4 protein-coding genes are annotated in these 12,736 nt (G+C 49.6%); 1 reads left to right on the top strand and 3 read right to left on the bottom strand.

The genetic code is table 11. The features are described 5' to 3' along the window. The first annotated feature begins 84 nt into the window (after positions 1-84). The gene (gene fdhF / locus SOHN41_RS02390) at positions 85-4,347 is read left to right on the top strand and encodes a formate dehydrogenase subunit alpha (RefSeq protein WP_007645156.1); all 4,263 of its coding nucleotides are present in this window, start codon (positions 85-87) and stop codon (positions 4,345-4,347) included. Between the two features lie 78 nt (positions 4,348-4,425). Here the strand turns inward: fdhF and SOHN41_RS02385 are convergent, their stop codons facing one another. The 3 genes from SOHN41_RS02385 to SOHN41_RS20475 form a co-directional block, all read right to left on the bottom strand. Beyond that, positions 4,426-6,090 carry a methyl-accepting chemotaxis protein gene (locus SOHN41_RS02385; protein WP_007645154.1) on the bottom strand — a complete coding sequence of 555 codons (1,665 nt, stop codon included), beginning with the start codon at positions 6,088-6,090 and terminating at the stop codon, positions 4,426-4,428. Positions 6,091-6,225: 135 nt separating this feature from the next. Then, entirely contained in the window at positions 6,226-7,377 is a 1,152-nt protein-coding gene (chrA, locus tag SOHN41_RS02380) for a chromate efflux transporter (protein ID WP_007645152.1), read from the bottom strand. A 187-nt stretch (positions 7,378-7,564) separates the two neighbouring features. Then, positions 7,565-12,658 (bottom strand): S8 family serine peptidase, encoded by a 5,094-nt coding sequence (locus SOHN41_RS20475; RefSeq protein WP_007645149.1) that lies wholly within the window; start codon positions 12,656-12,658, stop codon positions 7,565-7,567. Positions 12,659-12,736 lie beyond the last annotated feature (78 nt).

Raw genomic sequence — 12,736 nt, 5'->3', positions numbered from 1 at the left:
ACAGTCTGGGTATACTCGAAGTGACCTAAGCCTGCGGCCCCGCGCCATTGCAGCAAGTACCCTACAAATATAAAAGGCCATGGGATGATAGAACTTCAAATTGATAACCAAATAGTGTCGACCAAGCCGACCGAAACACTGCTACAGGCGGCGCGGGCGGTGGGTATTGCGATCCCCAGTTTATGCGAACAAAGCTCGGCCTCAAGGCAACTCGGGATTGAGCCACATTCGGATAAACAAGCCTGTAATTTGTGTCTGGTCCAAATTGAAAATGCCGATGCCAGTCTGCGCTGCGTTCGCGCCTGTGAAACCCAAGCCGAGAGTGGGATGCGGGTCATTACCCAATCGGAATTTTTAACAAAACAGCGCCAAGCCGCACTGAACACCATCTTGAGCGATCATTTTGCCGATTGTGAGGCGCCCTGCCAGCAAGCCTGCCCCGCAGGGGTCGATGTGCAAAGCTATCTGCACCATATCGCCCAAGGCAATCACAGCGAAGCGGTCAAAGTCATTAAACAAACCCTGCCGCTGCCGCTATCGATTGGTCGAGTTTGTCCTGCCTTTTGTGAGACCGAATGTCGTCGCGGCCTAGTCGATGAGCCCATTGCCATCCGCCAACTTAAGCGCCACGCCGCGGATCTGGATTTAGCCGAGGGTGAAAATGGCGGCATGAGTTATATGCCTCCCCGCCTTGCCGATACAGGTAAAAAAGTTGCCATTATCGGCGCGGGTCCTGCGGGGTTAAGCACGGGATATTACTTATCAAACCAAGGCCATAGGGTGGAGATTTTTGAAGCTATGCCACAGGCTGGCGGCTGGTTACGCTACGGTATTCCAGAATATCGTTTACCTAAGGCGATTTTAGATAAGGAAATTGAGCTCTTATGTCGCAATGGTTTGATTTTGCATACCCACACCCGCCTCGGCCATGAAATCCAGTTAAACCAATTAGTGGATAATTTTGATGCCATTTGTCTCGCCATTGGCGCCCAAAAGGCCGTGCCTATGGATTACCCCGGCAGCACACTCGAGGGCTGCTACCTTGGCGTCGATTTCTTAAAAGATCATTGCCTAGATAAAAAACTCAAACTCGGCAAAACAGTGGCCGTGATTGGCGGCGGCAACACCGCCATAGATTGTGCTAGAACCGCGGTGCGTGAAGGGGCCGATGTGACGTTGATCTACCGCCGCACCCGTGCGGAAATGCCCGCGGAAGCCTACGAAGTACACGAGGCCGAAGTTGAGGGGGTGAAGTTCCACTTTTTAACGAATCCGATTGAAAACCATAGTGATGCTAACGGTAGAGTCCAGGCGGTAACCTTTAGCAAAATGGCGCTGGGCGAAGCCGATGCCTCGGGCAGGCGTGCACCTGTGGATACTGGCGAAACCTTTACTCAAGCATTTGATACGGTTATCGCCGCGGTATCACAATCCCCTGATATGGGCTTTTTGCAAGATCCCAAAAACCAACTCAGCCAAGGCACACTGGCCCTCAGTCGTTGGAATACCTTTATTGGCTGCGAACATACTATGTCATCTGGGGTTGAAAAACTCTTTGTGATCGGAGACGCCAGACGTGGCCCCGCCACCGCCGTTGCCGCGATTGGCGATGGACACAAAGCGGCGCTGGCCATAGATAAAATGCTCACTATTGGCCTAAGTTGTAAGCTACACGCCAAGGCGTTTAATTCAACCAAGGCGCTGAGCCGCACCACTGACCCCAAAGTGCCAACCGAGCTTTATCGCCACATTGCCCCTAAACCTCGCTTGAAAATGCCCGAATTAACCGCGGTGCAAAGGCTGCTTAACTACGGCGAAGTTGAGCTAGGTTTTGCCCCCGATGCCGCTATGCAAGAGGCGGCACGCTGCCTCGAATGCGCCTGTCAAGCCAATACCGATTGCCAACTGCGGGATTATGCGACCGCCTACCATGTTGAAGCTAAAGCACTCGACACCGAAGGGGCTCGCCACTTTAGCGTGGACAAGTCGAGCCCGTTTATTCAATTTGATGCCAGCCGTTGTATCAGTTGCGGCAAATGCGTTGATGTGTGCCAGCAGCAGAGCGGCCACTGCGCCATTCAATTTGACCACGACTCTTACCAAGCCATCCCGCGGGAGTTAGCCAATACACCAAAGCGCACGGCACCAAGGGTCGGCTTTAGCGCATCGATGGCCGACAGCCAATGCGTACAATGCGGCAACTGTGTGCAGGTTTGTCCAACGGGCGCCTTAGTGGATGCACGGGACAAACGCCAAGGGGATCTTGCCCCCCTTAAAACTGCATCGACGATTTGCACTTACTGCGGTGTGGGATGCAGACTCGATCTTAAAATTGATACAAAGTCCAATCGCATCCGCCATATCGAAGGTAATAAGGACTCGGTCGTAAACCAAGGCATGTTGTGTGTTAAGGGCCGCTTTGGTTTCGATTTTATTCACAGTGAAAAACGCCTGACCACACCACTCATTCGTATAAATGGCGAGCTAGAACCTTGTAGTTGGCCCGAGGCTATCGCCTATGTGGCAAAACGCTTAACCGAGATAAAACAGCAAGATGGCAGTAATGCTATCGCCAGTCTGGCCTCGGCTAAGGCCACCAATGAAGATAACTTTGTGCTGCAAAAGTTTGTCCGTAGCGTCCTTGGTACTAACAATATCGACCACTGTGCCCGCCTGTGTCATTCCTCCACTGTCACGGGTTTACAGCAGAGCATTGGTAGCGGCGCTATGACCAATGATATTCCCAGCATTAAAGACTCTGAGGTGATTTTTATCCTAGGTTCGGACACGAGCAGTGCCCACCCCATTATCGCCTCAAAAATCAAACAGGCCGTCAGCTTGCAGGGTGCACGGCTGATCGTTGCCGATCCCAAACGGGTCGGTATTGCCGATAGCGCTGAACTTTATGTTGCCCATAGGCCGGGCACGGATGTCATGCTGTTAAACGCCATTATGGCGGAAATTATCCGTAACGATTGGCAGGATAAAGCCTATATTGCCGAGCGCACCGAAGGGGTAGAGGCACTCTATGCGGAATTAGCAAAGGAGGATTACTCCCTCGAAAACGCAGCGCTTATCACAGGTGTTAAGGCCGATGATATTGCCCGAATAGCCCATACTATCGGCACGGCGAAGAAGACCGCAATCTATTACGCCATGGGCATCACCCAGCACACGACGGGGCACGATAACGTCACCGCCATCGCTAATCTGCAACTGCTGTGCGGCAATATCGGCGTCTCAGGGGCGGGCATCAATCCACTGCGCGGTCAGAGCAATGTGCAAGGCGCCTGTGATATGGGTGCCCTACCCAACTATTTAACTGGCTATCAAAAAGTCACCGATATTAGTGCCAGGATGCGCTTTGAAGCCCACTGGCAAACACCGCTATCGGGGGAGATAGGTGTCACGGCGACCCATATGATGCATGAGATTTCCAAGGGAAAAATCAAAGCCTTATATGTAATGGGGGAAAATCCCGTATTGAGCGACCCCGATCAGGCCCATGTGCTAAAGGCGCTTAATCAGATCGACTTTCTCGTGGTGCAGGATATCTTCTTAACCGAAACCGCCGAGCTTGCCGATGTTGTCTTGCCCGCCGCCGCCTTTGTCGAAAAGCGCGGCCACTTTACCAATACCGAACGGCGCGTACAGCGGCTCGAACAAGCACTACAGCCACCGGGTGAAGCACTGGCCGATTGGCAAATCATTCAAGCCATTGCCAATGCCATGGACGCCGACTGGAATTACCCCAATGAGGAGGCCATTTGGCAGGAAATCAATCTATTAACCCCACAGTATCGGGGAATTAGTTGGCAAAGATTAAGCGCAGATGATAAAGGCCAGCAGCCCCAAGGCATTCAATGGCCATGCCCAGATGAAAACCACCCTGGCACACCGATTATGCATCAAAGCCAATTTACCCGTGGTTTAGGGCTATTCACCCCCGTCGCTTATCGCATGCCCGCTGAAATGCCCTGCAGTGAGTACCCGCTCACCCTATCGACAGGCCGTTTGCTGGAGCAGTTCCATACTGGCACTTTAACCCGTAAGACACCGGGACTCGACCTGCTTGGCTCACCTAGGGTCATGATCTCAGTCTATGATGCCGAGCAGCTCGGGATTCGTAATGGCGATACAATCAAGCTCAGTACCCGCCGTGGTGAGATTGAGATTGATGCCTTTGTGACTAAACGAGCCCAAGTGGGGGTGCTGTTTCTACCCTTCCATTTTGTGGAGGCGGCGGCCAATAAGCTCACCATCAACGCGCTCGATCCCGTGGCCTATATTCCCGAATATAAGGTGTGTGCGGTCAAGGCCGAGAAGGTCACAAATCGCGGCGGCTAAACCAAGCTTAAGCGGCACAATAAAAACGGGAGATAACACATCTCCCGTTTTTTATGCTTATCGACTTAACTGAGGGGATTAAATCTTAAATTGGCCGACTAACTTGCCAAGGTTAATCCCTTCCTGCGAAACGGTTTGACTGACCCTTGCCGCATCTTCACTGGAATGGAGTAGCTCATTGACAATCTCTTGAATGGCGTAAACGTTACGGTTGATTTCTTCGGTCACAGAACTTTGCTCGGTCGCCGCCGTGGCAATTTGGGTGCTCATATCATTGATGGCCGTTACCGCCGAGGTAACAGAACCTAAGCTCTCCGAAATGGCGCGGGAAGACTCCACCGAGCGCACACAGCTCTGTTGGCTCTCGTCCATGGTTTTAACCGCCTGCGATACCAACTTATGCAGTGCCGATAACATCTCGTTGATTTCTAAGGTGCTTGCCTGAGTCCGACTGGCGAGGTTACGCACTTCGTCTGCCACCACCGCAAAGCCGCGGCCCTGCTCACCGGCGCGGGCGGCTTCAATGGCCGCGTTGAGAGCCAGCAAGTTGGTTTGCTCGGCAATCCCGCCAATTACCGACAGCACGCTGTTTATCTTCTGGGATTGTTCGCTTAGGGATTGAATACTGCCCGCGGCATGGTTGATTTGCTCCATCAGGGCGGCAATTTCTTCCAGTGACGCGTCGACACAGCGCTGGGCGTTGGCCACATCACCGGTTGCCGCCTGAGTCGCCTCTGCCACTTGGGTGGTATTTTGAGCCACCTCACTCGCCGTAGATGACATTTCAGTAATGGCTGTCACCACTTGATCTGTTTCATTGTTATGGCTCAACAGTTGGCTCGACATCACTTTAGTCTGATCGTGAATCGCATTAGCCGCGGCTTTCACCCTATCGGTCGCGCCCGCCACATCGCCAATAATGGTTTGCAGCTTATCCACAAATAAGTTAAATGACTGACCTAATTGAGCAATCTCATCTTGTCCCCTCACGGCAAGACGTTTAGTTAAATCCCCTTCTCCCTTGGCAATATCATTTAAGCTATCGGCCATATTTTTAATCGGCACCACCATACGGTGGGCCGCGACCATGATGATAAATGCAGTAATGGCGGTCAGTAACAGTGCGATCAAGAGGATCCCAAAGGATTTATCTACCATTTGTTCAGTGACTGTTTGACGGTAATCTTCAACCACAGCCTCGATATCGTCGATATAAGCACCCGTCCCTAACATCCAATCGGTGCCAGGAACCATCATCACATAGCTTATCTTCTCAATTTGCTCGTTGGTATTTGGCTTTTGATAATAGTAAGAAAAGTTACCATCACCGCGTTTCGCCGCATCGAGCAAACCGACAATGATCTTAGTGCCGCGGGGGTCGGTCATATCGATTTTATTTTGCCCTTCTAAACTGGGGATAAGGGCATGGAAAATGTTCTTCCCTTGGGAGTCGTATATAAAGAAATAACCTGCACTCCCAAAACGAATATCCCGCAGAGCTTGATTTACATTGCCTTGTTCTTTTAAAGACAGTTGGTATTGCACGATTCCGGCAGCAATCTCGGTCGCTTCTTTTATTTGTTGTTTACGCTCCCCAACGAGCTTAGTTTTGAAAGTGATGACCTCATCGTTAAGGGCTCCTTGTTCAACATAATAGGAAACCGACATCAACACAAACAAGGTCAAAATCAGAGGAAATAGAGATAACAGTAGTAATTTATTACGCAGGCTAAAATTCGACATGCTTGCTTACTCCAAGGTGATCGAGCTTATATTTTTTAATATGCCTGAAGTATAGCCAAAACGGTGCGACATCTTTGGGTTTAACTTAACAAATATTGTATTAATTTGCGCCAGAAAGCATGTCGATTGCTTAGTTTAAGCAAGTAATATCAATCCGATACCACATAGGCTAAAACCAAGGACCAGCAGTAACATCTGTGGTTTAAAGAGCTTTAATGCACCAAAACCAAGCAGGACAACGGCCATATCCACCGCGGATAACACACCTTGGCTAAACACGGGTTGGTAAAGCGCCGCCACCAATAATCCCACCACACAGGCATTCACGCCCGAGAGCATACCGGCAATCTTGGGTCTTGCGGCAATCGCATGCCAGCTTTTTAAGCCCACCAGCATCAATAAAAAACCCGGTAAGAAAATTGCCACAGTTGCGATAGCCGCACCGACAAAGGGATTTTCTAGCATCATCTCGGCGCCAAGAAAGGTAGCAAAGGTAAACATCGGCCCAGGCACTGCTTGGGCAAAGGCATATCCGGTGAGAAAACGATCGCCGCTCATCGAATCACCCACAGCGGTTTCAAGTAGTGGCAGTACCACATGACCGCCACCAAAGACTAAGCTCCCAACACGATAGAACTCGCCAAAGATCCCTGCTTCAACACCCAGATCTAAGGCAAAAAAGCTCGCCACAAATAAGGCAATAAATAGGCCTAAGCTCAGGTAATTTAATTGGATCGGTTCAGATTTTTGAGATTCGCTCTCGCTCGCACTCAGAAATGATAATCCTAAAAGAGCCGCAAGAATTAACAGCGCAATTTGAGTCCACAAAAACGGAAAAATCAGTATCGCCGCGGCGCTGCCAAGCATGACTAAACGGGCCGTTTGACGCTGGCAAAACTGCTTAAACATAGCCAAAACAGCGTCGGCAACTACCACGACAGCCAGCAGTTTTAACCCATGGACTATGCCCTGCATGTATTCATTGGCTAGCCATGCTGCAGTCGTCACCGCAAGCAGATACATCAATACAAAGGAAGGTAAGGTAAATCCGGCAAAGGCCGCGATGGCGCCTAAAAGCCCACCGCGATGGTAACCAATGGCAAAACCCACTTGGCTCGAACTGGGTCCTGGCATAAATTGGCTTAAAGCGACAAAGCTGGCGTAGCGTTTATCATCTAACCAACTGAGTTCATTGACGAAGGTCTGGCGAAAATAGCCGATATGGGCCGCAGGACCGCCGAAACTCATCAGGCCAAGAGTCAAAAAACGCAGGAATATCTGTAGCATAAGCTTTGCCTTTCGATGCATAAAGTGAGCAAGATTATGCCACTAAAATGAACGTTTAATGAAAGCGAAATCGTGTTAGTCCTTTTATAAAATGGATATTCCTCCCAATGAAAAAGCCGGCAAAGTCCCTTTGCCGGCATCCTAAATTCAGGATCAATATCAATTGACTAGGAATTCAAACCCATAATTAGTGTGTTTTTCTCCTAATCATAGCGCCCAATGCGAGCAGCATGGCTAAGCCACCTAAGGCACCGCCGCTGTCATTATTGGTGTCAGGCTCTGGTTCAGGCGTTACAGGCGGCGTAGTCGGCTCAACACCATCGGATTCAACGGTCAGCATAAAGCTGGTGCTCGCTGCATCTGTTGGGTTTTCCACATCACTCACAGTGACTGTGACTTCTACCTCACCGTGGAAGTTAGCTTCTGGTGTGATAGTGATAGTTGAACCCGAAGTATTGCCATTAACCATTGCTGTGATGTGTTCACCGGTCACTCTGATGGTGTTAACACTGGTTTCTTCGTCGGCATAGTAGATCACCAAGTCTTCCAGACTGGTGTTCTCATCTATGGTCTGATCGGCAATCTTACCTAAGCTAATATTCGAAGGCACGGTGATGGTATGGTTCATCTCAATATCGGCCATGCCCTCAACTTGGCTCACTGCCTTAAACTCTAAGGCTTTACCCGTCGCACTGGCTTCAACCTGTGTCCAAGCGGTCACTTCAAACTGCGAAGACTCGGGACCGACATAGTCATAACAAATGACCAAACCATTGCTGAGTTTGTCCTTTAAATCATCGAAGCCATAACTTTCAGCGAGATAACCTTGAATAGGACCAAAGCTAGACACTGGACCTTTAAAGCCCTGTAGACCAATAGCGCCACGACCATCCTGTGATCCAAAGTCGATATTATCGTAGATCATGTACATCTCATGCTCGTTGTCACCAAAGCGGGTGTTCGCGTTGAAGATCAATTCAAAATCGAAACGATCATCCTTTTCTTCCCATTGGTATACACGGTTTGCATCACGTCCTAGATAGCCATAGGAACGGGCATTATCGTACTCAACTATTCCCCATCCCGAAGTCGTACTCGCGAGTGAAACACCCGATGGATCGAAATAGTCGAAATCGAGCGGCACACTCATAAAGTCTCGGCTACCCGTGAAGGATGCCCCGCGCCATAGCATACCTATAGACTCATATGGGAAGCTCTGGTAGGGGAAACCTAAATGGTACGGGAAGAAAAACGGTTGCTGCCAAAGGGTGACAATACCGTTCCCCCTAAACTCCAACACATTTTGGCGGTTAATGTTGAGCTCCTCGCTATTGTTATAGAGATGGAAACTATCGTAGGCACCGTTGAACATAGAAGAAACGGGCACTACGACACCTTGGCGGGTGAGAATATTGTTATCACTGCCATTTATCGCCTTACCATTTTCATCGTATTCCACAGGGGCAAAGCCACCAAACAGAGGGTTAATGCCAAATTCCTTAAGGTCCACATAACCGCCTGGGCTAGTGTTACCAAAATCAGGAGTACGACATTGGGCATCGCTGATATTCGTCGTGACCTTATAGCCAGGCACCACCGCAGAGGTATCAGGCTGAGTCCCCGATATTGTTAGCGTGTTCCCCTCGATTTTGATGCTATCGACTATGCTTTGGCTAGAGGTCAGTACATCTTCTTCCTTTAACTTCAATCCCTCTGGGATCTGTGCCGATAGGGTAAAATGACGATCTGTCCCGCTTTGGTTAGGTAATACTTCAAAGGTAAAGGGAATTTGATCTCCTTTGACCGCCGCGGTTTGCGGTACGTCTAGGGATACATCATCACTGCCACGCACTAACTTTAAGGCCACTTTGCCTATATTGCCGGCATTCACTTCAGAGGTACCAAAATCCATCGAAGAGTAATACACATCCCCCTTAATCATGTCAGGATGGTTCCAACTTAATGTGACATCGACAGGGGCTGTGCCATCAGTGCCTGGCAAAGTGACTGATAAATCACTCGCCACTGTGTCTGTTACCACTGCGGTTGCATATTCGAAGGTTTCGTTTACGACTCCCAAAGAGGACCAGTTTATCGGGTTATAGAATACCGCCCAGTAAGTCCCTTGCTCAGGGTTGTTAATATTACAGAAGTTATTAAACAAGACATGATTTGAAACGCAGAGGATCTCCTCATCCATATCTGGTTTACCATTGCCGTTGTAATCTTTACCCACATAAACCAGCAAGTTACCTTTATTTAATGTGCCATCAAGCGGCGACTCTTTAGTACCAAATACCTCAACAATGAGTCGCTTGGAATTCGCGGGAACATCGATACTGATGCTATGTGTCGCTTCGTCCATACGATCTTCCTGCGGAATACTCGGATCTATATAGCTATCCCATGGGAAGTAGCCATCGTCATCGCTTGGCAGCACGAGCGTTTTAACATCAGCCTTAACGGGCTCGAATACTCGGCCAAACGGCGTTTGGGTTGCCGCTATTTCGATGCCTTTAAAGATAAAGTTGCCTTCATTTCTGTGGGCCGTTGCCTGCAGACGTCCCGGCATATTGTTCATATCGTATTTAAATACAACAGGCCAATGGGCTTCAGGGCTAGAACCTGTGGTCTCAGTCAGAATGAGATTAGAGTGCAACTCAACTTCGGCATTACTAAACCAATCTTGAGTATCCATAATGGATGCCTCAACCATCAGCGTTTGGGTTTCGCCGGCCGCTAAGGTGAACTCCTCTGGAGTCACCTTGATCGTCACCCCATTTTGAGCGGCCTGGCTACGCATATCCAGTGCCCAGTTAACCACATCATCATGGCTAACCTTCCATGAACCCGCTTTAGTGGCTTTAACGGTACGCACCCACTGACATGTCGGTTTGCAGCTAAAGTTAACTAATTGCGGAATATTCAGCTTATGCACGGCGCCACCGTTTTTCGGATCGGCGGCTTTAAAGTTGGCAGCGGTTTCGTCCATAATGAGGCCCGCTTTTACCGCATTGGCCACGTTAATTCGGCCAGTGCCAGCGCGGTAGGTTGAGGCTAGCCCTTCATCACCTGTGGCTTGGTTCAAACGACGATATTTAACGACATTGTCTGCTGTCATCGTCAGCGCGGATTGAATTTCTGCCGCACTCCACTCGGGATGGGCTTGGCGTAGCAATGCCATCGCACCCGCCGCATGGGGTGACGCCATCGAAGTTCCGCTTAGAAAGGCAAAATCGCCGGAAGCGGGAGCAGATGAGAATGGATGCTCATCTGAGTAAGCGGCATAAATATCGACCCCAGGGGCTGCAACGGCAGGAATGAGCGCTTCGGGCGTCGACGGACTTGGACCACGGGACGAAAACGCAGCGAGCCAATCGGCATTTTCTGGGTGCATCTCACGTTCAATACGCGTATTGCCTATGGTCAGCACATGATCTTGCCCCTTAGCCAACCAGTCGCTAAGGCCATAACCTGACATACCGTTATCGTAGCGGCCATCCCATTCTTCCTTAGTGATATGCACACTCGGAATAGAATAAGCCGCAGTGCCGACAATAGCATCGCCGTTGGCATAGTTGTACATGATCATGCCATCGCCACCCGCGGCTTTGACATTATCGGCTTTAACCGTACGGGCAATACCGTTGGGATCTTTAAGATCGTTGCGTTTACATACAACGATAACATCGGTTAAATTGCCATCGGCATCTGTGATGCTATCGAAAATGCCTGCTGCAAAAGGCTCTCCACAATACTCATTGCCGTAGTCAGCCGCCTTAACGACAACCCCAGTGACGCTTTCTTGGTTAATGGCGCCACCGACAATCTCTGTCCACTTAGGCGCTTCGCTGCCACCAGTTGGATCGGTCAACTTAGTTTCAACCACAACCTCACGGGCATGGGTTGATGCGGCGACGTTCAGTAGCCAAGGTGATGCATGGTCAATCGCACCAAAATACTCTTCATATCCCCCCGCTTGACCTGCATTCCCCGCAGCAACGGCAACCGAAATGCCGGCCTCGCGGGCCGCTAAAAATGCCAGTTCAACATCGTCACTCCAAGGGTGGGAATCTTGGCCGCCAATTGAGAAGTTAATTACATCAACACCATCACTAATGGCATCTTCTATCCCTGCGATCAATGCTTCACCCGGACAGCCGGGGTACAAATCATTTTCGGGGTAACAAACCTGATAAGAAATAATATTGGCATGGGGGGCAACACCACTGATCTGCGAAAAAAGCCCAGCCTTAACCACTTCACCATCGGCGCTAGCACCCGATTGAGGTAAGGAGAAATCGACATTTTTTAATACGTTACCCGCGGCTGTCGAAGCAGTATGAGAACCGTGACCTTGATAATCCTCACCAATTGCAGGACGAGTCGCCCCCAGTTCGCCCGAAGTAAAAGTATCAGTGATCACAGGGTAGCTGCGAACACCAATAAGCTTGTCATTACATAGCGTATCGAAATTGGCCTTAGTACAATCGCCCACATATTTACCGGCGCCCCAGGGATTGCTGTGATCGTAACCGTCACCGCCAATATCCGCAAAGGAGGGATGATCGGTATTCACCCCAGTGTCGACAATCCCCATGATGATGCCTTCACCCTTGTAGGGAACTGAGGCTGTCGCTTCTCCTGTCCAGATTTTATCGGCTTGAACAAGCTCTGGGCCCGCATCGGTAAACAACTCATAGGTTTTAGAGCGTTGCACTGAAGCCACATTGCCGAGTTTTGAGACAGCTTCGGCTTGCTCTTGGGTCATCTTGATTGAAAACCCATTGATTGCATTCGTGAATTGGCGACGAAGCTCAGTTAATCCCGTTAATGCGGTGATAGAATTCAGAACATCATTCTGTCGGTTAAGCAGTTGTCTTTTATAGTTATCGACTTGATTTGAAACTGCCTTTCCCGCTACAAATAGCTTCGCATTCTTAGTCGATGCCTGGTGCGTAAACGCCCCGGATACGGCGGCGTTTGCCAGCGACTTTTCATGCAGGCGAACAATATAAACCTGCTCACCGCTGAGGCCTTCTTCACGGATGAATTTTGATTCTGGGCGGTTAATTTGCACGTTGAGACCGTCATCCTGCAGCATACTATTCGATGACTTAGTCGTTTGGCTGAATTTTTTTAGTTGCTCCATTGTTACATTGGGAGCCTGTAGCTTATTGATCGGTTTTCTAAGTTCGGTACCCATGCCCGTTGCTGCACTTAAACTACTCGCGCCATAGAGTGCAACGGCGATTGCACTCGTGATCAGTCGTATCTTCACAGTCCTTACTCCTTCTTATATTTATAGTGGCTGGTGTGGGATATTGAATAGATATTCACACCAGCATTAACATATAAT

The sequence above is a fragment of the Shewanella sp. HN-41 genome, assembly GCF_000217915.1.
Taxonomy (GTDB): Bacteria; Pseudomonadota; Gammaproteobacteria; order Enterobacterales; family Shewanellaceae; genus Shewanella.
This window is presented reverse-complemented; position numbering and strand designations above follow the sequence as displayed.